The sequence below is a fragment of the Vibrio pomeroyi genome (assembly GCA_041879425.1).
Lineage (GTDB): Bacteria > Pseudomonadota > Gammaproteobacteria > Enterobacterales > Vibrionaceae > Vibrio > Vibrio pomeroyi_A.
Genome location: CP090855.1, coordinates 1,904,092 through 1,930,615 on the forward strand (window position 1 = coordinate 1,904,092; position 26,524 = coordinate 1,930,615).

A 26,524-nucleotide genomic window follows, 5' to 3' on the forward strand; every position below is an offset into this window, starting at 1 on the left:
TCAGCATTAAGTGTAAAAAAATTCAGCAAAGCCGATTTTGGTTTTCAAAATAGTTTTGCTGCGTGTCGTAATTTCAGTTTCGTTCATAACGAGAAGTTGAATCACGACAAATGACGCTCAATCCATTCAAAAGGATGATTGAAGTCACTTTTCAGATTTTGCTGAATCCTTTCAGCTTTTATACTGAATCGATTCAGCATATAATTCAACTAATCCAAGGATCAGAAGATTGGTTATATGATCCTACGCACAAAATACAGGTCACCCATATGACACTAGATGAGATTGCCAAACTAGCCGGTGTGTCGAAAACCACAGCCAGTTATGTGATAAATGGCAAGGCGCAGAAATACAGAATCAGTGAGAAGACTCAGCAGAAAGTAATGGCGGTGGTAGACGAGTATAATTACCGTCCAGACCATGCTGCTTCGTCGCTGCGTGCTGGAAATAGCCGTTCATTTGGTTTGATTATTCCTGATCTGGAAAACAGCAGTTACGCGCGTTTAGCAAAGTTGATAGAGCAGAACTCACGTAAAGTCGGCTATCAAATCCTGATTGGTTGTTCTGATGATGACGCTGAAACCGAACGTAAAGTAGCGGAAGCGTTGGTGAGCCGTCGTATTGATGCCTTGCTGGTGGCGAGCTCAATGCCAGACGCCAACGAGTTTTACTTGAAGTTGCAAAACTCGGGCACGCCTGTGATTGCGATTGACCGCCCTTTAGATGATGAACACTTCGCTTGTGTGATCAGTGAAGATTTCGAAGCCGCGTTTGAACTGACGCATTCGATTCTCGATGACAGCATTCACAGCGTTGGTTTGATAGGTGCACTGCCTGATTTAAATATCTCACGCGAGCGTCAGCTAGGTTTTGAAGCAGCAAACAAAGCGCATACTCAACAAACAGGGCTAAAAGAAAATAAGCCTATGGTTGTGGGTTATGGCGAGCACTTTGATAGAGAGTCAGGGCGTGAGATTTTTGAGGGTTGGATTGCCAAGGGCACAGTGCCCGATGCGATTGTGACTATGTCTTACACCTTGTTAGAAGGTGTGCTGGATGTGATGGTTGAAAAGCCAGAGCTGATCAATCAAGTAAAGTTGGCGACCTTCGGTGATAACCGATTATTGGATTTCTTACCCTTTAAGGTTCACTCACTGCCGCAGCAATTCGAAGTGATTGCCGATAGTGCTTTTGCTTTGGCATTAAACGCGTCGGCTAAACGTTACCAAGCGGGTATCGAGCTTGTACCAAGAAGCTTGGTCAAACGAGGCTAGCTTTTGTTTAGTCGTTAGCCAGAGCTTAACCGTTAGTTAGAACCAAGCAATAAGACTAACTCTACGATAGCGACAACGCCGAGCAACAGAGCCAGCACCTTCCAGAACTGAATAGGGTGACGGTTTATCAAAGGCTGCTTGGCTTTGTGCTTCATTAGGTTTTGATTGGGTGTGTAGAGATCTGCTACAAAATCGCCTAAAACCTGATATCGCTCGGTAGGGGATTCTGCACACGCCTTTTGTAAAACCAAATCAATCCAAGCCGGTAAATCCGTTCGTTTTTGTGTCAGCGGTTTGTATTCCCATTGATGATGGCGTGATTGTTTCAAGGATTGCGCGCTCATTTCAGAGTAGGGCAATTCGCCCGTCAGCATTTCATAACCGATCACCGCAATAGAGAACAAATCTGAGCTTGTGGTGGCTGTGTTGTACTTAATACTTTCTGGTGCAATGTAATTCACCGCGCCGAGTGGTGTTGGATCTTTTTCTGTTTGCTCTCCCTCTTCAATCCCTCTTACTAACACCGCACCAAGGTCGATGATCTTGATGTCGCCATCACGCTGAATCATGATGTTTTCTGGTTTTAAGTCTCTATGAACCATGTCGGCTCGTTGCAATACACGAATGCCTTGAGTGATTTTCTCGAGTATCTCACGCACTTGTTCGAGCGAGGGCTTAGGGTTGTCGTACATCCATTGCCTTAGCGTGACACCTTCAACCAATTCGCAAATTTGATATAGGAATTGAGAGTGTTCTGGCGTTGGGTAGACCTTCATGACTTTCTTGTTGTTCAACAAAATGCCAGCCCATTGTTCATTAAAGAAAGCTCTTAGCTGAGCTGGGTCGTCATGGTATTGAACTGAAGGTACTTTGAGGACGAATTCGGTTTGTGTCTCTTTTTGCATCACACGATACACATGACTTCGAGTGCCCGCATACAACACCTCAAGCACCATAAAGTTATCGATACTTTGACCAAGCTTTAACGCTGGTGGAATCGCGCGCTTAGCGAGCTTTTCGTGAAATTCAATTAATGACGGCGTAGGTAAGTGAGTCACTTCGATAATCAAGCAGCTCACGTTGTCTGCGCTATTGTGGCTTAACGCTGTGTTACAGATGGTTTGAGCGGCGTATTCGAAATCCGCACCGGGTTTATCGATGTGTTCTTTAAACGTGTTAGGGGAAACGAACTCATGCACACCATCTGATGTGAGGATAAAGCGGTCATTCTTCTTGATGGGTAAGGTTTGATAGTCAACATTGAGCTGATTATCCATGCCTAATGCTCTAGTTAAGTAATGCTTCTGTCCCATGTTTTTACGAGTGTGGTCACGGGTCAGTTGGCGCAGTTCTCCATCTCTGAGTAAGTAAATACGACTGTCACCCACATGGAATAGATGAGCGGTGTTCGATTTTAGAATCACACTGCTGAAAGTCGAGACTAGGGCATTGTGGTTAACATGCTGCGCGGGGTGAATGTTAGAAACTGATGTATTGAAGAGCCAAGAATTGAGCGAGGTGAGCACTTTCTGCGCCGAACGCTGAATACTCCAACTTTGTGGGGTCGCGTAATAGTCGTCAATAAACTGCATCACACTGGTGTGACTGGCTTTCTGGCCGTGCTTACTGCAACTGGCACCGTCGGCTATGCAGGCAACACTGCCTTTTAGCTCTTGCTCTACGCGAGTCTTCGGGTGTTTTACAATGATGGCGTCTTGGTTTTCATCACGTACGCCTTTATTCGAATAACCACCAAACTTCAAAGTCAGTTGGTTATTGGTTTCTGGCTTGATGACTTGTCCTTGGCTAAATGAAATCGTCATAACTGGTCTTCTTCTTAACTGGTCGTTTTCTCATCTGCTTGAGAGCAAACCTGAGAAAGAACAAAAGCTCTAGCGAATGCAGAGCCTTTGAACGAAGTAACCGAGTGTCGCAAGCCCGGTTACTTCTCCCGATTCAATGAGTGGTTAGCTTGATACGTTAATCAAGGTCACGCTACCGTCGTCGTTTACTTCGGCAATTTGACCGTTGGGCTCTTCCATGAACATCAGAGTAACGAAACCAAGCACTGCTGTTGCAGCAATCACTAAGAAGAAAGTCTGGTAGCTTACGAATGAAAGCACCGTTAGGTAAACTACCGCACCCACATTACCGTAAGCACCTGTCATACCTGCAATCTGGCCTGTCATACGACGCTTAATCAGTGGCACTGTCGCAAACACCGCACCTTCACCCGCTTGTACGAAGAAAGAACACGCCATTGCAGCAACAACCGCTAGCCATACAGGCCATGTGCTGTCTACTTGACCCATTGCAAAGTAACCCACAGCCAAACCTGCTGTTAGGATAAGAAGCGTTGGTTTACGACCGAATTTGTCTGAAATCCAACCGCCACCTGGACGAGACATCAAGTTCATGAAGGCGTATGCCGAAGCCACCATACCTGCAAGAACTGGCGTTAATTCAAAGGTTTCAGAGAAGAACAGAGGCAACATAGAAACTACCGCTAGTTCAGAACCAAAAGTCGCAAAGTACAGAACGTTCAGTACAGCAACTTGCTTAAATTTGTACTGGTGAATCTCTGGCACTTCTTCTTTAAATACGTTCTTGTTTACTTTCCAAACCTGAGACACTTCGTAAACATACAGGGCAGCAAGTACTGCATACACGCCGTAAACCGCTGTGTCTGAAAGCATGCCAATACCTGATGGAGACAGTTTCCAAGCCAGTAGAGCCAGTGCCGCGTACATAGGGATCTTCATGAAGAGTAGAAAGAAAAAGTCACCGTTAGACGTCACTTCCATTGCTGTTACTTGAGCAGGCTTGAAGTAAGTAGAACCTTTTGGTGTGTCGGATACGTTTTTGTAGAACACCACTGAGAACAGTAGGCTCATTACACCTGTGATACCGACCGCATAACGCCAGCCATCTTCGCCACCAAATACTAATGCTAGGGTAGGAAGTGTGAATGCTGCAGCCGCTGAACCAAAGTTACCCCAACCACCGTAGATACCTTCTGCAGTACCTAATTCATTGTGTGGGAACCATTCAGAAACAAGACGAATACCAACCACGAAACCTGCACCGATGAAACCCAGTAGGAAACGAGCGATAGCGGCTTGAATGAAAGAATCAGCCAGTGCGAACATGAAACAAGGGATCGAACAGATCGCCAGTAGCAAGGAGTAAACGAGCCTTGGACCATAGCGGTCGGTGAGCATACCAATGGCGACACGCGCCGGAATGGTTAAGGCAACATTCAAGATAAGAAGGGTTTTGATCTCTTCAGTGGTCAATCCTAGGCTGGTTTTTACCATTTGTAGCAGGGGTGCAAAGTTAAACCACACTACAAACGTGATAAAGAAGGCCATCCAGCTGAGGTGTAAGACCTTCATCTTACCTGTAAACGAAAACAGCGAAAATTTTGAGTTATCCATGTTTTAAATCCTTTAAATATGGAAAGTGTTGAGGGCGTATTGACCTTTTAAGGTTAAATTTTGTTCGAGATAAAAGCGTTTTAATCGCGGCGAGGGAGATGTAGCCTAGCCATTCTAAGTAAATCTTCCTCAACAAAGAGTAAAACGCTTTTAGCCGAACCCTATGGGCAGTGTTTGCTGGTCTTTTCTACTGCGTTATCGGCTTCTCATGTAGGCCACTACACATCAAAGCCTCTGCCTTGTATAAAAACCCAGCAACTCACTGCAAAAATAAGCTTAAAAGGTCAACACGCCCTATCTAGCCGTCCACATGCCAACTCCGTAGCTTGCCTAGACTGTTAATTATAGGCGGCTAAGGCATGTTAATGGGTGAATTTGAAAGTACAACCTTTTAGTTAGTTGCTAACCTGTCGTCAGTTAATCAACTTGCTAACGCTTCGGGTGCTAGGACTTGAATCTGGTTGCCTTGTCGGCGCACTTCAAAGCGGGTTAGGGCATGTTCAGGCTCTTCCAAACAAGCGCCAGTCTCTAGATGGTAATGCTGCTTGTAGAGCGGCGAGGCCACATAGGGTTCTCCACTTAACGAGCCGATAATGCCGCGAGACATAACGTTGGCTTTCCCCACAGGGTCGAAATTCGATAGGCCATAAAGCTTGTCGCTGCGTTTGCAGTAAAAGATGGCGACTTGATGATCAGCTACTTTGGCGCACACACCCGCATTGGGTGACAGTTCCTCTTGCGAGCAAACAGTGGTCCAGTTTTCCATGACAGTCTCCTTGTCAATTTGTTGAGTCTTTGATTTTGTTCAATTTCGTAAAAAAAGAAGGTCGTAAAAATTAAGGTCGTAAAAAAAGAAGGTCGCTAGCAGCATGTTGCCGAGATCGAAGGGGCTGCTAACGACCAAACTGGCTACGAGACTTCCGTAATTTCAATCTGTTCAGTGCTGTTTAACGCTTGGTTACGTTCCGCTTCTTGGTCGGTGTTGACCGAAGGTTTCGGGAAGCGTTGTTCGCGCTCTTTGATGAACGAGAGGCTAGAGTCCATTTCTTCACTGTTGATGTAGTGTTGGAAGCGCTTCATCTTCACTGGATTCTCGATAGTGGTTTTCCACTCACACTGGTAGTTTTCGATGTTGAGCGCGATGTCGGCTTCTAGCTCAGCAGCGACATTGAGTTTGTCTTCAATCACTACCTCTTTGAGATATTCCAAGCCACCTTCTAAGTTTTCCATCCAAACAGAAGTACGTTGCAGGCGGTCGGCTGTACGTGTGTAGAACATCAACACGCGGTCGATGTATTGAATTAGGGTTTGTTCGTCCAGGTCGGTCGCGAATAGGTCGGCGTGACGTGGGCGCATGCCGCCATTACCACATACATAAAGGTTCCAACCTTTGTCAGTCGCGATAACGCCGATGTCTTTTGATTGCGCTTCAGCACACTCACGAGTACAGCCCGATACAGCGAATTTGATCTTGTGTGGTGAACGCAAGCCCTTGTAGCGATTCTCTAGCTTAATCGCGAGGCCAACACTGTCGTTGACGCCGTAGCGACACCAAGTGCTGCCCACACAAGACTTCACCGTACGAACCGATTTACCGTAGGCGTGACCGGTTTCAAAGCCCGCATCAATTAGCTTTTTCCAAATGGCTGGCAGTTCATTGAGTTGTGCGCCAAACAGGTCGACACGCTGACCGCCAGTGATCTTGGTGTAAAGGTCGTATTCTTTTGCTACTTCACCCAGCACGATCAGTTTGTCTGGCGTGATTTCACCGCCTGCAATACGTGGAACTACAGAGTAGGTGCCGTCTTTTTGCATATTGCCAAGGTAGATGTCGTTGGTGTCTTGCAGCTCGATGTGTTCATCTTTCAGGATGTAATCGTTCCAGTAAGAGGCGAGAATCGAACCCACCGCAGGCTTACACACGGTACAACCTAGGCCTTGACCATGAGATTCAAGCAGCTCGTCGAAGGTTTTGATTTTGTTGACGCGGATAATGTCGGTCAGCTCTTGGCGAGAATAAGCAAAGTGCTCACAGATATCGTTAGAGACTTCCACCCCCAAGTTGCTCAGTTCGCTGTCGAGCACTTGTTTTGCAAGGGCAGAACAACCACCACAACCTGTAGACGCGTTGGTTGTCTCTTTCAATGCAGACATTGTGGTACAACCCGCCGACACCGCTTCTTTGATATCGCCTTTGGTCACATCGAAACATGAACAAATCACGGCACTGTCTGGTAGGGCTTCGACACCCATTGCGCTGCCTGAGTCGTCAGCAAGGTTTGGAAGAATCAGTACAGATGGGTTCTCTGGCAGAGGCATATCGTTTTGCTTGATTTGCAGTAGTGAACCATACGCGTCTGCGTCACCGACTAACACGGCACCGACGATCTTCTTACCATCAGCAGAGACAATCAAACGCTTATAAACTTGTTCAATTTCATCGTTGTAGGTGTAAGACTGAGCGCCTTCGGTTTTGCCGTGCACTTCACCAATACTGGCAACGTCTACACCCAGTAACTTGAGCTTGGTGCTCATGTCGGCACCGGTAAAGCTACTCTCATCTTCACCATTAGAAAGGATATGGCTAGCCGCCACCTTTGCCATTGAATAGCCCGGAGCCACTAAGCCAAAGATCTTGTTGTTCCACAGGGCACACTCACCAATCGCGTATACGTTGTCTAGGTTGGTTTGGCAGTTGTCGTCAATCACGATGCCGCCACGTTCACCAATGGCGATGTCAGAGCTACGAGCCAGCGCATCTTGCGGGCGAATACCTGCCGAGAACACGATCATATCGGTTTCTAGATGTGTGCCATCAGCAAAGTTCATGCGGTAGCGAGACGTTTCACCCGCCACAATTTCAGAGGTCGCTTTCTCGGTGTGAACTTGCACACCCAAGTCTTCAATTTTGCGTCTTAGTAGGGCACCGCCACCATCATCCAGTTGAACCGCCATCAGGCGAGGAGCAAACTCAACTACATGAGTTTCTAATCCGAGGTTCTTAACCGCGTTCGCCGCTTCTAAACCCAGTAAACCACCACCAATAACCACGCCCGATTGACTCTGTTTACCCGATAGCTCAATCGCATCGAGATCTTCAATCGTACGGTACACATGACAGTGTTCCTGATCGTTACCCGGAATCGGTGGCACAAACGGGAATGAACCCGTTGCAAGAATCAGCTTGTCGTAGCTTTCAACGTGGCCGCTGTCGGTAATAACCGTTTGATTTGCTGTATCAAGTTCAGTGACTTGTGCGTTAATCAGATACTTAACGCCGTTTTCTTGGTAGTAGGCTTCACTCGTTAAAGCCAAATCGTCGGCTGTCTTACCGTTGAAGTAGGCCGTAAGTTGAACACGGTCGTAGGCAAGGCGCGATTCCTCACTGAAGGTAATAACTTCATATTGGTCTGAATCAGCTTGAATGATGTTGTCGATAAATTTGTGGCCAACCATGCCATTACCAACGACGACAATCTTTTGTTTGCTCATAGTAAATTCCTTTTTTGCTGGCTTCCTAGCGTTTCTAAAACTGCCCACTCTCTGGTGGATAATGTGCTGTTCTTCCAATGAACTGAAAACTGTAAATTTTGAGTTGTTGGTAAATAGGGCAGCAAGTAGGGTGCCAGATAAAAATAGATATCGAGAAAAATAAAAATAACATTTTAAATCAGTAGTTTAATTAAATTACAAATGGCTCAATTACCCCTAAAGTGGTAGATTTAAAAAGGAGAATATTTATGAAAATGAGCCTTTGTGGTGCAAAATTGATCAACATGGTGCAAAAATCTCAATATTTCGCTAGTTACATTTAATTAACATTGTTTTTTGTAAGTGATTTTATTTTAAGTCTTTGTAAATAATGGTTATTTTTCTTGTTGTGGAAAGGTGTAAATAGTGGCGTGCAAATTGCTGTAATTAAAAAGACAAAATTCATAGCTGAGCAAGCGTCATAAACGAAGCTCTGTTCGCTAGATGAGAAACATAAGAACATTGCACGAGGGAAGAGTGATGAGTTCAAACAAGGATTGGATTAAATCAACGTGTGCTTACTGTGGCGTAGGTTGTGGCATTGAAGTGAGGCCCACTTCTTCGGGGAAACTGGAAGTGCGTGGCGATAAAGACCACCCATCGAATTATGGCAAGCTGTGTACTAAGGGCGCAGCGTTGGGCGACACCGTAACGCCAATCGGGCGTTTAACTCAGCCGATGCAGCGAGTCGAGAACGAACAACAGCAATTGCCTTGGGGCGAGGCTTCACAATTGGTGGCAGATAAGTTCGCCCAAGCGATTAAAGAACATGGGCCAGATTCAGTCGCTTTCTATGTATCTGGTCAATTGCTGACTGAAGACTACTATGTCGCCAACAAACTGATGAAAGGTTTTATTGGTAGCGCCAACATCGACAGTAACTCTCGCCTTTGCATGGCATCGAGTGTGGTTGGGCATAAACGCGCGTTCGGCACCGACACCGTTCCTGTCTGTTATGAAGATTTAGAACAAGCAGAAGTCGTCGTTATTACTGGCTCAAACCTCGCTTGGTGTCACCCTGTGCTATTCCAAAGGTTAAGAGCGGCCAAACAAGCCAACCCTGCATTAAAAGTGATCGTGATTGACCCACGTTATACCGATACCTGTGAAATTGCCGATATGCACTTGGCGTTGGAGTCAGGCTCAGATGTGGCACTGTTTAATGGTTTGTTAGCCTACTTAGATGACAACGACCAGCTCGATGCTGACTACATTGAACATCACACCCAAGGTTTTACCGAAGCTATTCGATCCGCAACTCATTACCGTTATACCGAGTCTGGCTGGGGCGACAAAAGCGTTCCCGAACTAACAGGGCTTAAAGAGCAACAACTCGAACAGTTCTACAAGCTGTTTGCTTCTAATGAGAAAGTGCTCACCATCTATTCCCAAGGCGTAAACCAATCCACACAAGGGTGCGACAAGGTAAACGCCATTATTAATTGCCATTTAGCGACCGGAAAAATCGGTAAACCGGGCATGGGGCCTTTCTCAGTAACAGGCCAGCCAAACGCAATGGGTGGGCGAGAGGTGGGTGGCCTAGCCAATACCTTAGCGGCTCACTTTGAATTTGGTGATCCGCAATCACACCAAACCGTCAGCGAGTTTTGGCAAACCGACAGCTTAGCGACTCACGCAGGCTTAAAAGCCATCGACCTATTTGATGCGATGAACGATGGCAAGATAAAAGCCGTGTGGATCATGGCAACCAACCCAGTCGTGAGTTTGCCTGATAGCGAAAAAATCAAAACCGCATTAGAGAAGTGCCCGTTTGTGGTGGTGTCGGATTGTATTGCTGATACCGAAACCACACGCTTGGCCGATGTGGTGCTGCCCGCGCAAGGGTGGAGCGAAAAGTCGGGCACCGTAACCAACTCTGAGCGCCGAATCTCGCGCCAACGCCGCGTATTACCAAGCCCTGGGGAAGCCAAACCTGATTGGTGGATTTTAAAAGAAGTTGCGCAAAAAATGGGATTCAAAGAGCAGTTTGATTACCGCCATGAAGGCGAGATCTTCAAAGAGTATTGTGAGATGACCGCGCTTGGTAATGAAACAGGTAAAGCGCGTGATTTATGCTTAATCGGGCTTACTCAGTTAGATGAGAAAGGATATGGAGAACTCACTCCACAGCAATGGCCAGTACTTGAATATCAACCAGAAATCATTGAACAGCGCATGTTTACCGATGGCGAGTTCTTTACTGAATCTGGCAAAGCGCAGTTTATCGCGGTTGAGCACGACAAGCCGATTGCCGATACCAGTGTCGAATTCCCGCTTATCATGAACACAGGCCGAATCCGAGACCAATGGCACACAATGAGCCGAACGGGCTTGGCTGCGGTTTTAGGTGAACACACACCAGAACCCTTTGTCGCCATGCATCCAGATACGGTTGCAGAGCTTGGCTTAGATGAATTTGGGCTAGATGCCTTCAACCACGCGACTATTAATCCGGTGGTGAAAGTACGAAGTGCACAAGGTGAGTGCCAAGCACGCTTAGTGGTAACCAAAGAGATGCGCCGCGAACAAGTTTTCATGCCTATCCACTGGAACGCCCCGACCGCCAAAGACAGCAAACCATGTGACCTGATTTTGCCTCATACCGATGCGGCATCAGGCCAGCCAGAATTCAAACACACACCTGTTGTCGTAGAGCCGTGTGGTTATCGCAGTGAAGCCGCATTGGTCAGCGACAAGGTGATGGATTGCAGCGGCTTTGATTATTGGGTACGTCAAAGAGTGGAGGGCGGTTTTCTGTATCGTATCTCTTCATCTAAGAACCCAATGGAGTTGGTGATTCAACTCGCCAACACCCTCGATGCCTTACCAGAGCCAAACGCGGAGGCAATCAAATCACTCCATTATCACGGCAATAAATCATTCAAGAACTATGGTTCTGCCAAGTTAGATCAATTTGGTGTAAAGCAAGCATTCGTAGTGAACAGTAAGCTAGACCATCAAAGCATCGACTGGCTGGTGGAATGCCTAACCCGAGAAGCCGATGAAGAGTTTGAAGCCGAGTTTTTGAGTACCATGGCGAAGTAGCCGACTACCTCTAATCTATTAATACTTAAAGTTAAGCGCCGACAATCACGTCGGCGTTTTTGTTTTTAAGTATGCGAACTGATTGATTGAACGACAAATACCCCATAATGACCGTTGGCCTCTTTGGATCTGGTTTTGGCGGTTGGTATCCTCTGCCAACATCCCTCATGAACTGCCTACTCAAGCCATCAATAACCATGAAGCGTCAGCACCTGCACCAAATACGTCTTCAAAATCTGACATAACCCCGCCTTAAATTCCCTTCACCTTATTAAGCGCTTCCTTAAAGCACATGCCGACATCGCAAAGCTTCGCGACTTCTTGTTGTTGCTCTAGGGTTAGTGACAGCAGGCCTAGACCTAGCTCTTCGCTGATATTACTTTTCATTTATTGTCCCCTTGGCTTGCTCTAACAGTCCCATTAGTACAGTCGCAGTTTTGGTGTCATCTTTATCGAGAGCTTCTTTGATTTGCTTCTTAAGGACGGCTACTTGCTCTTCGTTTGCTTCCGACACGCTCTCGCGAACGGTCTGCCTAATGCTTTCTTCTTTGGCAATTTTCGCCACCAATCGCTCTTCAGACTTTTCTTTTATAGCCTGCTTTTGGTCAGAGATAACACTAGCAGCTTTTGGGGCTGCAAGGTTCTTTACAAACCAGATAGAGAGAAAGAAGGCGAACACTGCAAGAGTCGTAAATGTGCCTATCATCATGTTGTATTGGTTCACCTTGGATTGACTCGCTTCTCTGGCTAACTTCTCTGAAAGCTTCAGGGACTCATTAAAGTCTAAAAGCCTAACATCGTGTGATTTAAACTCAGTTGGCACATCGATGCCCTTTATGTGTGAGGTTGTGATTTTCACTGGGGCGTGAGCGCCTGAAGCCGCCATGGATGCCACAATTTTTCGCATTTCGTAGGGATATGTTTCGGAATTGGAGCTAACCGAATAATCGCCAAAGTAGAGCGAGGCGCTATTCTGGATAAGTCCTCTTCTCACTCCCTCGGCAGGCTCGCCCGTGTAGTGCATTGCCAAGGTTGATGTGCATCCTAGAACCTTATGCATCACTCCTTTATCGTCAATTCGGCAAGTGCTCCACAGCGAAGCGCTAGCATCCCCGACTTCCCAACTGGTTGAGCCGCTAACCGCTCCTGTCACCGGCAGGTCTACCGGATTTTTAGCCAAGACCTGACTAGAAAACAATACACCTAGCGATGCCGCTAATAACAACTTGCTCATATTTACCTTCTTCGTTCGGATGTTATTGTTGCGCGATCCAATCACGCATATCAGCGACAGCAGTAATGTCTCGTTCAGCGGCAGCTTGGTGTGATGCGAGTGCTACATTGCCCAGCATCAAGTTCCAGAACGGACTGGACGATGCCCTGTGGGTGTAGTGTTCGCCAAGCGGGTCTTCACACAGCTCAAAATGGTCAAACGATGAGAACAAGCGACACTGTAACGGTCTGTACTTGTACGCCTTGCACGTAGCTGTGCGAGCATCAAGCAAAGAACAATGTGCGATCTCTGTTGGTCTATTCGAGCCCACGCTGCTTTTCGCGCTCCAATCAATATCAAGGTCTATACCGGCTTTTGCCACGATGTCGATATTTCGATAGCGGTCGCCTCGACAGGAATGCCAGTACAGCAATGAGCGCACCCTTTTGCGCATACTGATCTTGGGTAAACCTCTTCTTGCATGTAGAGGTCAGCAACGGAATAGACTCGACTAAGAAACTTATCTGTATCTACATCCTTTCCATTTAGCGAGTGAACCCAATCGTTGAGTTTTCTCATTTCCTTTTGGACGTTGCGCTTAATCGTTCTTCGGTTGAAGTTCTCAATCCTTCTTTGCGCTTGCTCTGGCTCTAAGAACTTGGTCGGTATCTCATCGCGCTTGTTTACCTTTCTCAAAAAACTAATCCTCGTAGTGACCGTAGGCTGCATTTAACGTGTTATCAGTGGTAAATGATGTCTCATTCGATTTAGATAAAAGCCCATGGTTAACACCGTGCTTTATCAGTGAGCTTCTTAGAATGTCGTTCTCGCCTTTTAAGGACGTTAGCTCTTGTTCCAACTCAGAACGAACTCGGTTAGTTGCATTGTCTATCGATTTCGCTTTCTCTCTGTAAGCTTTGTTCGTTTCTTCTCGCTCGTTGATTAACGCTTTGACTAGCTCAACGACAAAGCCACGGTTAATTCTGTTTAAGGGGTTGCTGATGTAGTCGATGGCTTCCTGATCTCTTTCGTACTCGATGAGGTCTAACAATTCTTTTGCTGGATTACTTTTCATGACTTTCCTTTTTGGGTGTCTCCACCCAAATACCTTTTAGTTCTTCGCCTGTTAGAACGTTGCCTGTGCTGTTTCCGTTCGGTGCGGGGTATGGTGTGTCTAGCCATTGGTCAATAATTGCTTGGTCTTCTTTGGATAGTTTTCTTGGCTCTTCGTCTGTTAGAACGTCATTGGGTGTCTTACTAAAGGGCTGCTGAGTCCAGATGTTTATGAGTGGCTTGGACTTAGCTTCCTCGGATAGCTTTGTTGGTTCAGTAATCACTGAGTTAATTACTGACTGCGATGGCTTCTTGAAGGTCATTGTCTTCTTAGCTTCAGTTTGCTGTGCAGCTTTCTGTGCCTCAATACTGCGTTCAAACTCTTCTGACCAAGTTTCTAAGCGTTTCTTTCGTGTCTTAGCTTTATGAACTGAGTCAGCCGCCCAAGAGTCTAGGTTGTGGTTCGCAGCTCGTAGCAATGTCTTGATGTAGCCAAAGAAGCCTTTGGGTTTGTGCTCGTTCCTGAAGCTCTTCGACTCGAAGCGTTCGTGATACTCCTTCTTGCCACCTGATGCGATGTTTAGACCAATGTTGGCATGTGGGCGTAGTGTGGCTTCAAATCTGTAAGCTTTGTCTTCAGTGTCGAACTCTTTGAACACGTACATGGTGATGTCGTCTTTGTGTTCTTCAAAGTAGTCCTGCAGTTTGTAGTTGATGTGACCCTTCATTGCTAGTGATGTGAAGTGCTGCATCTTCCTGCGGTTGAAGTCGTTCGTCACGCCTACATAGCCAACGTCTATGTTGTCTACGTCTGATGTGGTAAACGTAGTGCTTCATGGTGCTTCTCTGTCGTGTAGCATTGTGACGAACGTTAGACCTGCGAGTTGTGAGAGACAAACCCAATGGCTTTTGCTGATCTGCTTTTCTGATGTTTCTTTTAGCCAGTAGTTAAGAGTTCGGTTTCGTTCCGAGCTCATGCCTAAGAATGCACAGATGTCTGCTTTTGTGTAGCCGCGCTTGATGATGATGTCCACCACATCGTTTAGGACCGCTTTTGATGGCAGCTCGAAGTCCGGATGTTGTGGTGGAAGAAAACAGGGCAGCTCCTTGTCTATACCGTTAGCTTTGCCGAATACCTTGAACATGATGTGACTGTTCGCTTCGGTCTTACTCTTCTCTATGAACTTCACCATCTTTTCTTGATAGTGGTGATCTGTAAGTTGAGCTATCGACACTTCAATACTGTCTAACATGGTAATTCTCCTTGAACATGTGAATGCGGGAACAAAAGTACCAGTTAGGACTGAAAATGGTTCTTAATGAACCTTTTGGATGATAAATGAGAAAAAAAGGGCTGTTTTTTATATTTTTTTGGGATGTTTCTGGGGGAGGTAAGTGCCAGGTTTTCTTTATCGTATCTCATCATCTAAGAACCCAATGGAGTTGGTGATTCTGCTCGCCAACACACTCGATGCCTTACCAGAACCAAACGCGGAGGCAATCAAATCACTCCATTACCACGGCAATAAATCATTCAAGAACTACGGTTCAGCCAAGTTGGATCAGTTTGGTGTAAAGCAAGCCTTTGTCGTGAACAGTAAGCTCGACCATCAAAGCATCGATTGGCTGGTGGGATGTCTCACCCGAGAAGCTGATGAAGAATTCGAAGCCGAGTTTTTGAGTACATTGGCGAAGTAGCTGGCAACCTCTAACCCATTAATACTTAAAGTTAAGCGCCGACAATTGAGTCGGCGTTTTTCTTTTTAAGTATGCGATACCGATTGATTAAATAACAAGTTTCACATATCATTCTACGACTTGGTATGTCGTTCTGTAATATTTAGGTAGAGGTAAGTTGATGTCTAAATTAGCCAAAGCAAGAAAACCGGCCTTATCTCATACACTGGCGAATTCAGCGCTGCTTAGGAGTGACCATGTATAACCAAGGCGACCTGTGCCCACGCTGCGGCTTAATCATCATGCTGCCCACAGATATTGAACCCAAATGCCTAGGATGCGGCGAAGACATCAACCAACAAGATGACGACTAACTCACACATTGAGTCACTTTCTACATTTTGCGGAGACTATATGGAATTTTTCTGCTTTTCATCATGTTTGATAAAGAAGTAATCAGGTAAGGTTCTGTTATTAAATAGGTTATTAGACAGAGCCTGAAAGTTATAGATTACTAGGCAGAATTGTTTCAGGGACAAAATGCAGAATTATTCTGTCTAATATAGCTGTTAGTTTTTTCAGAGGTAACGATGAACTTTAAGCAATTCGAGAAAAATATAAATCCGAACAAAAATGGTCACCTCAATGCTGTAAAGCAGATTAGCGTATATTATGTTTACACAGGACGTAATGCTTGGCATTCGACATATAGCGCGACATATACCAGTCGCTGTATGCACCCAAACTTGCAATCAGCCAAGGACTATTGTGAAAACGAACGAGTTCAAGGTACAGTTTTCCATATACTCAAGCTTCCTGCTTTAGCCTTCTATACAAAATATCGAACCTTGATAGTTACTGAAATCAACTCAAATAGTCCTTTATCAAGATTTAGCTTAGAAAAGTTTCTTACTAAGCAGACAGTTCAAAAAAATGAAGTTGGAAAACTAGCTTGGACAACTGATATTAATACACTAGTAGATAGTTTTGACATTTGCTGTGGTTCATGGGAGGTCCCTTCCAAGTCGAGGCATTCAGTCTTAATGTTTGATGGAACCTCAGTGAAGCTAGAGGTATCTAGATCTAATGACCTTGAACACTACCGTTCTCGTTCAGTTGGCGGTGGTTATTACCTACAGTGGTCAGAGCTTGAATCAAATATAGTCAGGGACGGAGTTCGAAAAGTTGAAAGGCTTTTCGTGCCAAAGAAAAAAACTAACAAAGCGTTTAAGGCAGATTCGCAACGCTTGGCAGTTTCGGTTTGAATCAGCATTGGTGTTTACGGCACAATATTTTAGGTAGGTGGTCGCGTTGCTCACTACTTAACGCGGCTACATGGATTCCCCCGGTTGTCAAACATCCGCTAAACTTATGTTGATGGGTTTTGGACTGCCGCTCTACATTCGGCCTACTTATCGACGATTCGCATACGTCGTGGCCCTGATGACTTGCGCGACTGCGGTGCCTTATTCGTTAGATGACATCTAGTGTGTCCGCCGCATTAACAGGCTCTCCGCAAGTGGTCTTAACCTATCTCCATCATTAGCGTCTGCAATGACCCGGTGGGTTTAACTCTTTATGCTGCTTAAGTTTTTACTTAGGCAGCATAGTTTTCATATTCTGTTTGATTGTGTAAAAGCGACCATATAATTCGTGCGTTCTTCGCGGCAAGTGCCACTATTGCTCGGTTCATTCCTCTTCGTTCCAGAACGCCTCTGCACCACTGACTTAACTTATCTTGCTTGTCGCCAAGGTTGGCAATCACGGTCCTTGCGCCGTGAACTAATAGTGTTCGTAAGTATTTGTCGCCGTGTTTGGTTATCCGACCTAACCGAGGTATTCCTCCTGTGGAATATTGCTTTGGTACTAGTCCTAGCCAAGCAGAGAAGTCACGGCTTTTATCAAATTGAGAACCATTGCCTATCGAAGCAAGTATCGCAGTAGCGGTTTGCGGCCCAATACCTCGAATTTTCATCACTCGTTGAACATTAGCGCTGACCTTAGCAAAAGAGTCAAAGACTTGCTCTGTATCGGAGATACGTTGATTCAATTCACCAAGGTGGTGATAAGCATCGGCAATCACCGTTCTTGCAAGGTGTGGCAGTTCATTTTCTGCGTCTTCGAGCATTAAGGGAACGTGTTTCATTAACGAAGAGCGGCCAACAGGAATGATCAACCCGAATTCAGAGAGTAGGGCACGCATGCGATTCATAAGCGCGGTGCGCTCACGAACCCAATGCTCTCTCATTCTATGTACCGATAGGATGGCTTGTTGCTCGGGGGATTTTACGGGTACAAAGCGAGTTGATGGACGCTGAACAGCTTCGCATATGGCAACAGCATCATTAAGGTCGTTCTTTCCCTTAGTTCGATAAGGAACTACGTATTTAACGGCCATAATACGGGCGTCGTGACCCAGTTTATTGAGTGTTCTTGCCCAATAATGTGCACCACCACACGCTTCAACGCCTATACGCATGAGTGGCATATTTGCTATTGTAGTCAGTAGTTTAGAGCGGGTTACTGACCTATGAAGTATGACCTTACCATTTTGGTCTACGGCATGAAGACTAAAGTGGTTTTTAGCTAGGTCGATACCGCAGAAATAAGAATAATCAGACATGGTGCCTCCGATGCATTTAAGTACCACATAAGTGTGGCAGATCCTCGGTAGGGGGAATCCATGTCATTCGTTAAGTGTTTCTATTGTAAGGAGGTAATAATTGAGCGGAGTTGAGCTAGTAAATGATTTGCGTGAGAAACTTCTGAAAGCAGGCTACCCAGAAGAAGCAATCAGGGTTGAATACGCAAATCCGTACAATAATAGTGAGTATAGTTTTGTAGACTTAGCAGTTATTGATCCCGCAAGTGGTGGAGTTTTGGCGGTTTTTGAAGTTAAAAAGTCTCGGCAAAAATCACCTTCGTTACTTAACAAGGCGTCGCAGCAAATTCTTGCATATTCGAAGTATTTCCAAAGTAACACTCAGTGTTTTATTTATGCGGATGAAGCAGGGAAAAAAACCTTAGCGGTAGTTAATTTGGGTAGCAAAACACTAACCGTTTTGAAAGAAATTCCGAGTTTCGATTCATTACGTAATACCAACATTGCACAAGAGCGGACTGCTAAGAAACGAGAGTCAAAAAAGGTAATAGATTCGTTTGTTGTAACCTGTTATTCATTGGCAATTTGTGTCGCCATAATCTTAGTTCTCGACCTTATTGGAGTCTATTCATTCAGCTCACAGCAATTAACACTGCTAGCTGTTGTCGGCGCTTTATTTATTATCCCTCATGCAGCCAAAATCAAAATACTAGGCTTAGAGTTTGAAAGGCACCATGAGGCCAATGATAAAAACACTTAACAAACTGTTAAAGAGTGATTCGCAACGCGTGGCATTTTCACTATGCGTTGGCTTTAGTGTTTAAGGTGGTACGCAGTGGCTTCAGTATTGCGTTGCTCACACCTTCACAGGGCGTTATAAGGCAATTGGAGTATCGAGTATGTATAAGAAAATCCCGAGTCTGCCGATAGCAGAGGGGAACGCACTAGGCATTGTTTTGGATGCTTGTATTAAGCAGTACGACAAAGTTTTTGACACTGCGCCATTCAAATCATTTGCCGTGTATTCGGATTACTCAGGAAAGACTAATGGCAAATATCATATTTATAGCTTTCTTTTCACTCCGTTGGACTTTGTAGGGAACTACTATGCAGCAGTAGAAAAGTCGCGCATGGTACGGGGTTTAAAACGTGGTGAGTTATCATTCAAAAAAATGGGGCATAATCCTAAAATGCTTGCAGTAGCTCAAGACGCTTTGCGTCATTCGAATAATCTGTTGCCAGGTTTGCTTGTGAATGTAGTCGTAGATAAAAAGATAAATACGCTATTTTCAGAAGACCAAAGGGGAAGCAAAAATTATTTGAAGCAATCGCTAGAGGATGGTGGTTTCCTTCATTTACCTAAACAAAGTATTGAAACAGCGCTGCGTATTGCCCATATATTTTCTTTTTTGACGGCATCGGTGTTACCAAGCGATAAGCCGATTTTCTGGATGTCAGACAATGAAGATGATTTCTATCCATCAGGAAATGAAAAAATCCGAAAGGACTTTCTAAAGTTATTAGATAGGGTATTACCACTCTATATGTCCAGTGGATACGATTTTATTAATTTTTGTACTCAAGGTGCTGTAGATGTTAAGTGGCATCGTGAATTGGTTAGTCTAGTTGATCTTAGTGCGGCGGGACTAAATGATATCATGACTTGTAATGTACTAAAGCAGCCAATCGCAGCTAAGTCAGAAGTGATCGGCAAGTGGCTTTCTTTAGAGCAAGGGCTTGGTTTACAGAAAATGAACCTTTATATATCTATGTCTGACAGTGGTATCCATAGTGGCAAGGTTGATATTGGGTTTAATGGTGATAAATCAGATATGGTGAAACTTGCCTTATAACAAACGTTTAAAAATCAAGCAAACCAAATAGGGCGCCATTTACGGCGCCCTTTGTGTTAGTTGGAAACGCTGTAAGTGTCGTAGTCACGCAATAAGAAGAGTGCGACACAAGCTGCGAACATTGGCCAAGAGGCAAAGAACAGTAGGTTGTTGAACGGGTCCATGTATTTAGCGAAAGAAGCAAAGGTGGAACCTGCATGCAGGACCAAAACCGCACCGTAGGTGTACTTCTTCCACATGCCTACAACGAACGCGCCTAAAAAGCCAAGCTGAGCAACACCCAGCGCCATCATCGCATTCACCGACATGTCGATGCCGTAGAAGCCTGATAGCACCTTAACTGCGTGTTCAGGCACTAAAATCTTATCTAAGCCCCAGAACAAGAAGACGATAAAAATGCCGATTCTCAGCAGCAGTAGGCTGGTCGCCAGTTTGGTTTGAAGTGTCTTTTCCATGATATTCCTTTTATGCACTCAAGATGCGATGAAGTTAAATGTCCATCAAAGGAGACCCATGGCTGTTGGTTTTTCTTTCGCGGTTTTTCAACGCCTTATGTAACAAGGAGTGTCTGGTTGAATCGCTTGTGATTGATCGCCTAAATGGCGACGTGAGTATGGCTTGTTTGCTAAAATAAGGTGGGTGCGATGGCCCTAACACGCCTAACCCGTTCGGTTAGGCAGTTGCGGAGCATAAGCCATCATCATGCGCTGAGCCTGATGCTCATTCACTAAGATGCGGTTGATGAGTTTTTGCAGTTGTTCGATGTCTGGCAGTTGCTGATACCTTACTTGTTTCTCCAGGGTAAGGGCTTGGTGAGAGAGCATTTTTAACCCAAGGTTCAAAGACATCCCTTTAATGGAATGCAGGGTTTGCCTTAGTGACTTGATGTTATGTTGCATGTAGTTCTCGATGAGCTGGTCTATCGACTCCGCAAGCTCTCTGGATGTGGACTCTAGCAGTATGATCAACTCATGGTGGTTCTCTTTGAACGATTGAATGACTTCAGATTGGCTTATCTCTTCTTCAGTCAGGCTCAGCTTTTCAATCGGTTCACGGTGAAGCTCTATCACGTTGCTGTTTAGGTCTAAGGTATTGTCGCTGCTGGCTTGCTTTGGAAGGCGTGATGAGAACTGCTGCAGCGCATCAAAGAAGCTTTCTTGCTGCAAAGGTTTAGTTAAAACGTGGTCTGCGCCAGCTTCAATAAAGCTGTCATGTGCCTCACGGAACACGTCGGCGGTATACGCAAAGATCAACGTCCCTAAACCAAGCTGTTGCCTAATAAACTGTGTTGCCTCAATCCCGTTCATTTCAGGCATGTGATTATCCATTAAGATCAGATCATACTTAGCCGTTTTGAGGTATTCCGTTGCGATTCTTCCGTTTTCAGCTAGCTCGACATGGTAGCCGAGGTTTTCACAAAAGCCTTTTGCCACAATCGCGTTAATTCGGTTGTCTTCCACCAGAAGCACATTCAATGGTGTATTGAACGGTTCTGCTGTGCTCAGTAGGTTGGGATGTATGTCGGTTGCTTGGCGTTCTTGCCACATGATGGGAAGCGACACTTTGAATTTAGTGCCCAACCCAACAGCGCTGTTTAGCGTTATTTTGCCTTCCATCAATTCGACAAGCTTCTTAACAATCGCAAGGCCAAGCCCAGTACCGCCAAACTTTCTGGTGGTTGATGCGTCTGCTTGCTCGAACGAGTTAAAGATGTGCTGGTGCTTATCTTGTGGAATGCCGACGCCAGTGTCCGTGACTGTCAATAATAGTTCGTTCATGGGTTGGTTAAGCTCGGCTTGAATCAACACATGGCCTTCGTTGGTGAACTTGGTTGCGTTACCGCCTAGGTTAAACAAGATTTGGCGTAATCGTGCACAGTCTCCAACAATGTCGATGTTATTAGGCACTTCGTTCTCCACAATCAAGCGGATACTTTTTTCATCTGCCATTGGCTTGATTGCACTACAAACCGGTTTGATGACTTGTTCAAAGTTAAACGGCGCTATGTCCAATTCGAGCTTGTTCTCTTCAACTTTAGAGAAGTCTAGAATGTCATTGAGTATGGTCATGAGGTGCTGACCCGAATCGAGGATGACGTTGATGTTCTCTTTGGTGGATGGCTCTTTGGTTTGAGAAGCGATGATTTGCGAGATACCGAGCACGCCATTCATTGGGGTACGTATTTCATGGCTCATGGTTGAAAGAAACTCGCTTTTTGCCTTGGCTGCCGCTTCGGCTTTTTTACGTTCCGCAATGAGCTCCTGATTGGATGCTTCCATCTGGTTGTTACTTCTTATTAGGTTGGTCGCCATTTTGTGGAAGCTATAGGTAAGCTGCGCTACCTCGTCTTTACCATTCATTGAAGGGTTACGTTCTAAGGTTGAAGCGACTTGTTTCAAATGACCTGCCGACACTTGGTTTGCAGCATTGAGAAGAAGGTGAATACGTTTATTGATTCTGTTTGACGACCATGCAACAACAAGCAGCGAAATAAACGCTGAAAATAGTGTTCCAAGAAACAGTACATAAGTGGTTTGGCTTGCGGAATTTTCGGACTTTTCGACTCGAACCTGAATGAGTTTCTGTTCAATTTCTATGAACACGGCTATTTCGCTGCGAATCTCATCAATGATTTTTTTTCCGATTTGTTTTTGAGTCAGCTCAATGACGTTCTGCATTGTGGTGTTGCCATTACCAACGAGGCTACGTTGAGCGATTTCTTTTTCTCCGGCTTCTGCTAACCATGCTTCGTGAAGATCATCTATGCGCTTTAGTCGTTCAACTTGGGGTGGGTTATCACTGACTTGATCACTCAAGGTACTGATTTTTTGATTCCACACATCAAGTGCAAGATCGTAAGGCTCTAGGAAGACAGGATCTCCGGTAATCAGGTATCCACGTTGGCCTGTTTCCATATCAATCGCTAGGTTAAGGAGTTCTTGAGCGCGAGCAATGGCCTTGTGGGTGTGGACCACCCAGTGATTATCTTTGACGATGGACTGTGTGTTTTGATGGACAGAAAACGTGACGAGAACCATTAACGCAATAGGGGTGGAAAAACTGACTAATAACTTCCATTGTAGGGATATATCATCAAACCAACTCGAAAACATAAAGACACGCATTCCACACACTAAAAACCTATTGTTAGTGTAGGTCAGATTGTTGGGTGTACAAATGCATAGTGTGCGGTTGGGTATAGTAGTTAACTAAAAGTAGAGCTAGGGCACTAAAAACAGGGCTCTAGCTCTATTGATTTGAGGCTTTCGGCAAACATAAATGATACACAATGTATCGACTGCGCTTAGGCTACTCTAACGCTGTAGCCGAAGGCGATGACGCAGGAAAACCAAGGCTAGATTCTACATGTTGCTGCCTGAGCAAGCTTATTGTCAGGTTGATTGGCATCGGCTTATAAAAGTAGAAGCCTTGGATATAATCGACGCCCAGTTTAGACAAGATGTTCACTTGGGATTCGTACTCAACACCTTCAACGATGACTTGCATGCCTAAGGTTTGTGACAACTGAAGCATGGACTCCAACAAAGGGATACCAAAGCTTGATTCGTCTGAAATGTTCTTCACAAACACACGGTCGATCTTGAGAATACTGAACGGAAATTGTCTCACAAAATCCAAGCCCGCATAGCCAGTACCAAAGTCGTCAATCGCGACTCTCACGCCTAAATCAGAAAGCTTGGTTAAGTTGTTTTTGATCTTCACCATATCCGCATCAGAGCATTCGCCATCTTCCGTCACTTCAAAAACCACTTGTTTGAGAATATCTGGATTCTTTTTGTAGATACTGATGACTTTGTTGGCGAAGTTACTATTAGAGACAACGTTTCGGCTGATATTGACGCTGATGTATTTTGACTCAAACAGTTCGCGGTGATTCTTCATTGTGTACAGCACTTCACGCAACACAAAGTAGGTTAGGTCTTCAATCAACCCTAAGCTTTCAGCAAGAGGGATGAAGATGGCAGGGGATACATTGCCTTCAATAGGGTCGTTCCATCTGAGCAGCGACTCACAGCCCACAATTTCAGTCGTGTTTCGGTTAACAATAGGTTGCATGTGAACATGTAGGTGTTTGTTTTTGAGTGCGCTAGACAGCGAGTATTCTAAGCTGCGTTGGCTCTGTTTTTTATGCTTGAGAGAAAGAAGAATTATGGTGGTAATTCCAGCCATCAAAAAGCCAAACCACAAGTAGCTTAACAAGAAGTGCAGATAATACTGATAGCCAATGTATGAGGTGATGGTTAACGGGTAAATGTTCGATTGTATTCGTACTTTGGCAATGGATGCGTCGATATGAGAAGGGTGGATATCTCTTTTGATCACCTCGACTTTGGCCTGAATGCCATGGTTGTGAAGGTTCGCTTCTACAATGTCATAGATAAAGTGCGGCGGAATCATTAGGCTCACCCCGGCATCTTCCTTATTCGAGAAAATAAGCATGATGGATTGCACTTGGGTGATGGCCGAATTGGAATACGATAGGGTGGTCAAATTCGGATCGTCGTTGAGTCTTTCTCTGATAGTGCTGTAAAGGCGAAACGAGACTTCGCCATCGGTAGTCGAGCAGTAAAAACGGTTTTGTTTATTGAATACGGCGGCTTCTTTTACCCAATCGGCATCAAAAACGTTTTGTCTTAGCTCTCTAACAATTGCATCGCAAGATTGTTCTGGGGTGATACCGGACAAAAAACGGTCGAACCTTGATTGGATGCCTTCAAGTCGTGTTTCGACGAGCTTTGATGTGTCTTGGGTTAAATTCTGGTAGTGAGACGGTGTAAACGGGATAAGCAATGCCATAGAGAAGAAGAAAGAAATGGCAAAGTAGAACGAAGTCTTGGCAAAATGTTGGTACTTGATATCCATAGTTGGAGAAGCGTTACCGATTGGGTGAGCATTCAATTTAATTTATAAATTTAACGATTACGTAGCAATAGTAATAATAAATATTGTGAATACGCGCATGAATTATTGATAAAGATAATATGTTTTCCATTTTTACCAGCGAAATCTTAATGTTATCTCGTTTTTTCTTGGTTGGGTTGGTGATATTTGGCATTATTCATACGTATAACAAGCGCTTATATCCCGATAAATTTTGATGTTATTTACTCAAAAGATCGAAAGAGATTTAAATATTGAGCCATGTTTAATCTAATTAGCTGATATGGTCACAAGTTAAACAAGGTTATAAGGAAATGTCATCGAACCATTCACGAGTGACAATATTTAAGGTGTTTATGAAAAGATTGATATCAGTAATCGCATTCGCTTTGCTATCTGGTTCTGTATTAGCAGATGAACAGGCTGTCGATTGCGAGAATGCGATGAATACTATAGAAATTAACCACTGTGCGTCGATTGAGTTGGAAGCCGCAACGGCGGAGCTTGGCCAATACCTTGAAGCGAGCTTTGAGCACAACGCTTATGATGAGGAGTTGGTGAGTTCCATAAAGATCGCTCAAAAAAGTTGGCAAACGTACATGACCGCTCATTGTGATTCTGTGTATACCCAGTGGCGCGATGGCTCTATTCGTGGCTTGATGGCGCTTTCTTGCAAAACCAAACTCACCAAGCAAAGAACACATGAGGTGTGGGAAAATTTCTTAACCTATATGGATAGCACGCCGCCCGTTTTGCCAGAGCCAAAATAGAAAGAATTAGGATCGAAAAGGGCAAGGTTGTTTAACCTTGCCCTTTGTTGTTTTGGCCTGTTTCAGCTATCTGTTGCTAGGAACTGTAGCTGGGGACTTTAAATGGCTTTTACACTGCTTCGTTCTACTAGGGTCGGCTCTAACTCGACGACCTGTGGGTATGCGTCTGGTGTTTGTAATCGACTCAACAGTGTATCAACGGCTGCTTTACCCAAACGGTGTTTTGGCTGGTGGACAGTGCTTAACGCAGGTGTCATGTATTTCGACAGGTGGATGTCATCGTAGCCAATGATAGATAGGTCATTCGGAATCGAAGTGCCATCTTGCGCCGCTGCATGAATCACGCCCATTGCCATCATGTCATTACTCACAAACAGTGCGCTAGGCATTCCACCACGCGCTTTTAGTGTTTGGTAAGAATCAAAACCGCCATCGCATTCGAAGTTAGATTCTACAATCCAGTTTGGGTTGATCTCTAAATTCGCTTCTTCCATCGCTTGCTTGAAACCTTGGTAACGAGACGACGCTTGATTGCGATGAAGCGGGCCTGTAATACAACCAATCTGAGAGTGCCCGTTATCTATCAAGTGCTTGGTCGCCATGTAGCCGCCTTGATGCGAGTTGTCTTGGATCTTATCGCTCGCAAACAACATTGGGCCCCAATCCATCACCACTACAGGCAGTTCTGGGTAGCGCTCGAACACATCGATATGTTCGCCTTCAAGGGTAGAACACATCAGCATTAAGCCATCGACACGCTTTTGCAGCAAAGTATCGATGGATGATTTCATGCGCTCGCTGTCGCCTTCGGTGTTGCACAAGATAAGGTTGTAGCCTTTTTCGTAGCAACGACGCTCAACACCTTTCACTACTTCACCAAAGAATGGGTTGGTAGAGGTGGTAACTAGCATTCCCAAGGTTTTGGTTTGCTTCATTTTCAAGCTGCGAGCCAATGCTGAAGGCGCGTAGTTCAACTCTTTAGCCGCATTGTTAACACGCTCAGCTATCTCTTCACTGACAAAACGTGACTTGTTGATCACATGGCTCACGGTAGAAGTCGAAACCTTTGCGAGCCGAGCGATGTCTTTCATTGTTGCCATAAAAAATCCTTGTGGGAGTAACTTGCCACATTGCGCGATATTCTGCCCGAAAACAGGGGCTTATGTT

The 26,524-nt window shown here is 45.0% G+C and carries 21 protein-coding genes and 2 pseudogenes; 8 read left to right on the forward strand and 15 right to left on the reverse strand.

The features are described 5' to 3' along the window. Nucleotides 1-269: 269 nt before the first annotated feature. Entirely contained in the window at nucleotides 270-1,274 is a 1,005-nt protein-coding gene (cra, locus tag L0992_24350; protein XGB69504.1) for a catabolite repressor/activator, read from the forward strand. 32 nt (nucleotides 1,275-1,306) lie between these two features. Here cra and L0992_24355 read toward each other — a convergent pair whose 3' ends face one another. From L0992_24355 to nirB, 4 genes are all read right to left on the reverse strand, one after another. After that, entirely contained in the window at nucleotides 1,307-3,097 is a 1,791-nt protein-coding gene (locus L0992_24355; GenBank protein ID XGB69505.1) for a bifunctional protein-serine/threonine kinase/phosphatase, read from the reverse strand. Between the two features lie 144 nt (nucleotides 3,098-3,241). Beyond that, complete coding sequence (locus tag L0992_24360) at nucleotides 3,242-4,711, reverse strand: NarK family nitrate/nitrite MFS transporter (protein ID XGB69506.1); 1,470 nt, start codon at nucleotides 4,709-4,711, stop codon at nucleotides 3,242-3,244. Between the two features lie 421 nt (nucleotides 4,712-5,132). Continuing rightward, nucleotides 5,133-5,477, reverse strand: coding sequence for a nitrite reductase small subunit NirD (gene nirD, locus L0992_24365; GenBank protein XGB69507.1), 345 nt, complete (start codon nucleotides 5,475-5,477; stop codon nucleotides 5,133-5,135). A gap of 143 nt (nucleotides 5,478-5,620) precedes the next feature. Continuing rightward, the gene (nirB, locus tag L0992_24370) at nucleotides 5,621-8,203 is read right to left on the reverse strand and encodes a nitrite reductase large subunit NirB (GenBank protein XGB69508.1); all 2,583 of its coding nucleotides are present in this window, start codon (nucleotides 8,201-8,203) and stop codon (nucleotides 5,621-5,623) included. A gap of 501 nt (nucleotides 8,204-8,704) precedes the next feature. Between nirB and L0992_24375 the strand changes: the two genes are divergently transcribed. Beyond that, the gene (locus tag L0992_24375) at nucleotides 8,705-11,287 is read left to right on the forward strand and encodes a nitrate reductase (protein ID XGB70426.1); all 2,583 of its coding nucleotides are present in this window, start codon (nucleotides 8,705-8,707) and stop codon (nucleotides 11,285-11,287) included. Nucleotides 11,288-11,663: 376 nt separating this feature from the next. On the opposite strand, the gene L0992_24380 is transcribed toward L0992_24375, so the two are convergent. Genes L0992_24380 through L0992_24405 form a run of 6 tightly spaced genes read right to left on the reverse strand, consistent with a single transcriptional unit; the run spans nucleotide 11,664 to nucleotide 14,806 of the window. Then, complete coding sequence (locus L0992_24380; GenBank protein ID XGB69509.1) at nucleotides 11,664-12,521, reverse strand: hypothetical protein; 858 nt, start codon at nucleotides 12,519-12,521, stop codon at nucleotides 11,664-11,666. A 22-nt stretch (nucleotides 12,522-12,543) separates the two neighbouring features. Beyond that, nucleotides 12,544-12,933 (reverse strand): YkgJ family cysteine cluster protein, encoded by a 390-nt coding sequence (locus L0992_24385; protein XGB69510.1) that lies wholly within the window; start codon nucleotides 12,931-12,933, stop codon nucleotides 12,544-12,546. Next, the gene (locus L0992_24390; protein ID XGB69511.1) at nucleotides 12,864-13,196 is read right to left on the reverse strand and encodes a hypothetical protein; all 333 of its coding nucleotides are present in this window, start codon (nucleotides 13,194-13,196) and stop codon (nucleotides 12,864-12,866) included. The genes L0992_24385 and L0992_24390 overlap by 70 nt, the downstream gene beginning before the upstream one ends. A 4-nt stretch (nucleotides 13,197-13,200) precedes the next feature. Further along, nucleotides 13,201-13,575: a hypothetical protein gene (locus tag L0992_24395; protein ID XGB69512.1), complete on the reverse strand. Its 375-nt coding sequence runs from the start codon at nucleotides 13,573-13,575 to the stop codon at nucleotides 13,201-13,203. Continuing rightward, a complete protein-coding gene (locus L0992_24400) occupies nucleotides 13,565-14,332 on the reverse strand; it encodes a hypothetical protein (protein ID XGB69513.1) in 768 nt (255 codons plus the stop codon). The genes L0992_24395 and L0992_24400 overlap by 11 nt, the downstream gene beginning before the upstream one ends. A 54-nt stretch (nucleotides 14,333-14,386) precedes the next feature. Then, a complete protein-coding gene (locus L0992_24405) occupies nucleotides 14,387-14,806 on the reverse strand; it encodes a hypothetical protein (GenBank protein ID XGB69514.1) in 420 nt (139 codons plus the stop codon). A gap of 148 nt (nucleotides 14,807-14,954) precedes the next feature. On the opposite strand from L0992_24405, the pseudogene L0992_24410 reads away from it, so the two are divergent. Next, nucleotides 14,955-15,251 (forward strand): annotated as a pseudogene (locus L0992_24410) (nitrate reductase). Between the two features lie 569 nt (nucleotides 15,252-15,820). Further along, complete coding sequence (locus L0992_24415) at nucleotides 15,821-16,495, forward strand: hypothetical protein (GenBank protein XGB69515.1); 675 nt, start codon at nucleotides 15,821-15,823, stop codon at nucleotides 16,493-16,495. A gap of 332 nt (nucleotides 16,496-16,827) precedes the next feature. Here the strand turns inward: L0992_24415 and L0992_24420 are convergent, their stop codons facing one another. Beyond that, nucleotides 16,828-17,853, reverse strand: a complete 1,026-nt coding sequence (locus tag L0992_24420; protein XGB69516.1) for an IS110 family transposase — start codon at nucleotides 17,851-17,853, stop codon at nucleotides 16,828-16,830. A gap of 100 nt (nucleotides 17,854-17,953) precedes the next feature. Here L0992_24420 and L0992_24425 point away from each other — a divergent pair, with 100 nt between their 5' ends. The 3 genes and pseudogenes from L0992_24425 to L0992_24435 all read left to right on the forward strand — a co-directional run bounded on the left by L0992_24425 (nucleotide 17,954) and on the right by L0992_24435 (nucleotide 19,685). Continuing rightward, nucleotides 17,954-18,592 (forward strand): hypothetical protein, encoded by a 639-nt coding sequence (locus L0992_24425; protein XGB69517.1) that lies wholly within the window; start codon nucleotides 17,954-17,956, stop codon nucleotides 18,590-18,592. Nucleotides 18,593-18,606: 14 nt separating this feature from the next. Next, a pseudogene (locus L0992_24430) lies at nucleotides 18,607-18,696 on the forward strand (DUF3265 domain-containing protein). A 35-nt stretch (nucleotides 18,697-18,731) separates the two neighbouring features. Beyond that, complete coding sequence (locus L0992_24435) at nucleotides 18,732-19,685, forward strand: hypothetical protein (GenBank protein XGB69518.1); 954 nt, start codon at nucleotides 18,732-18,734, stop codon at nucleotides 19,683-19,685. 56 nt (nucleotides 19,686-19,741) lie between these two features. Here L0992_24435 and L0992_24440 read toward each other — a convergent pair whose 3' ends face one another. The 3 genes from L0992_24440 to L0992_24450 all read right to left on the reverse strand — a co-directional run bounded on the left by L0992_24440 (nucleotide 19,742) and on the right by L0992_24450 (nucleotide 24,569). Beyond that, a complete protein-coding gene (locus L0992_24440; protein XGB69519.1) occupies nucleotides 19,742-20,140 on the reverse strand; it encodes a hypothetical protein in 399 nt (132 codons plus the stop codon). 204 nt (nucleotides 20,141-20,344) lie between these two features. Beyond that, nucleotides 20,345-22,798 (reverse strand): CHASE3 domain-containing protein, encoded by a 2,454-nt coding sequence (locus L0992_24445; protein XGB69520.1) that lies wholly within the window; start codon nucleotides 22,796-22,798, stop codon nucleotides 20,345-20,347. Between the two features lie 196 nt (nucleotides 22,799-22,994). Continuing rightward, the gene (locus L0992_24450; GenBank protein XGB69521.1) at nucleotides 22,995-24,569 is read right to left on the reverse strand and encodes a cyclic diguanylate phosphodiesterase; all 1,575 of its coding nucleotides are present in this window, start codon (nucleotides 24,567-24,569) and stop codon (nucleotides 22,995-22,997) included. Nucleotides 24,570-24,943: 374 nt separating this feature from the next. Here L0992_24450 and L0992_24455 point away from each other — a divergent pair, with 374 nt between their 5' ends. Then, nucleotides 24,944-25,357 (forward strand): DUF1311 domain-containing protein, encoded by a 414-nt coding sequence (locus tag L0992_24455; GenBank protein XGB69522.1) that lies wholly within the window; start codon nucleotides 24,944-24,946, stop codon nucleotides 25,355-25,357. Nucleotides 25,358-25,455: 98 nt separating this feature from the next. On the opposite strand, the gene L0992_24460 is transcribed toward L0992_24455, so the two are convergent. Next, entirely contained in the window at nucleotides 25,456-26,457 is a 1,002-nt protein-coding gene (locus L0992_24460; protein XGB69523.1) for a substrate-binding domain-containing protein, read from the reverse strand. Nucleotides 26,458-26,524: the final 67 nt, after the last annotated feature.

Coding starts and splice junctions, on each gene's coding strand:
- cra (XGB69504.1), top strand. CDS start 270: ATGACACTAGATGAGATTGCCAAACTAGCCGGTGTGTCGAAAACCACA.
- L0992_24355 (XGB69505.1), bottom strand. CDS start 3,097: ATGACGATTTCATTTAGCCAAGGACAAGTCATCAAGCCAGAAACCAAT.
- L0992_24360 (XGB69506.1), bottom strand. CDS start 4,711: ATGGATAACTCAAAATTTTCGCTGTTTTCGTTTACAGGTAAGATGAAG.
- nirD (XGB69507.1), bottom strand. CDS start 5,477: ATGGAAAACTGGACCACTGTTTGCTCGCAAGAGGAACTGTCACCCAAT.
- nirB (XGB69508.1), bottom strand. CDS start 8,203: ATGAGCAAACAAAAGATTGTCGTCGTTGGTAATGGCATGGTTGGCCAC.
- L0992_24380 (XGB69509.1), bottom strand. CDS start 12,521: ATGAGCAAGTTGTTATTAGCGGCATCGCTAGGTGTATTGTTTTCTAGT.
- L0992_24395 (XGB69512.1), bottom strand. CDS start 13,575: ATGAAAAGTAATCCAGCAAAAGAATTGTTAGACCTCATCGAGTACGAA.
- L0992_24405 (XGB69514.1), bottom strand. CDS start 14,806: ATGTTAGACAGTATTGAAGTGTCGATAGCTCAACTTACAGATCACCAC.
- L0992_24415 (XGB69515.1), top strand. CDS start 15,821: ATGAACTTTAAGCAATTCGAGAAAAATATAAATCCGAACAAAAATGGT.
- L0992_24420 (XGB69516.1), bottom strand. CDS start 17,853: ATGTCTGATTATTCTTATTTCTGCGGTATCGACCTAGCTAAAAACCAC.
- L0992_24435 (XGB69518.1), top strand. CDS start 18,732: ATGTATAAGAAAATCCCGAGTCTGCCGATAGCAGAGGGGAACGCACTA.
- L0992_24440 (XGB69519.1), bottom strand. CDS start 20,140: ATGGAAAAGACACTTCAAACCAAACTGGCGACCAGCCTACTGCTGCTG.
- L0992_24445 (XGB69520.1), bottom strand. CDS start 22,798: ATGTTTTCGAGTTGGTTTGATGATATATCCCTACAATGGAAGTTATTA.
- L0992_24450 (XGB69521.1), bottom strand. CDS start 24,569: ATGGATATCAAGTACCAACATTTTGCCAAGACTTCGTTCTACTTTGCC.
- L0992_24455 (XGB69522.1), top strand. CDS start 24,944: ATGAAAAGATTGATATCAGTAATCGCATTCGCTTTGCTATCTGGTTCT.
- L0992_24460 (XGB69523.1), bottom strand. CDS start 26,457: ATGGCAACAATGAAAGACATCGCTCGGCTCGCAAAGGTTTCGACTTCT.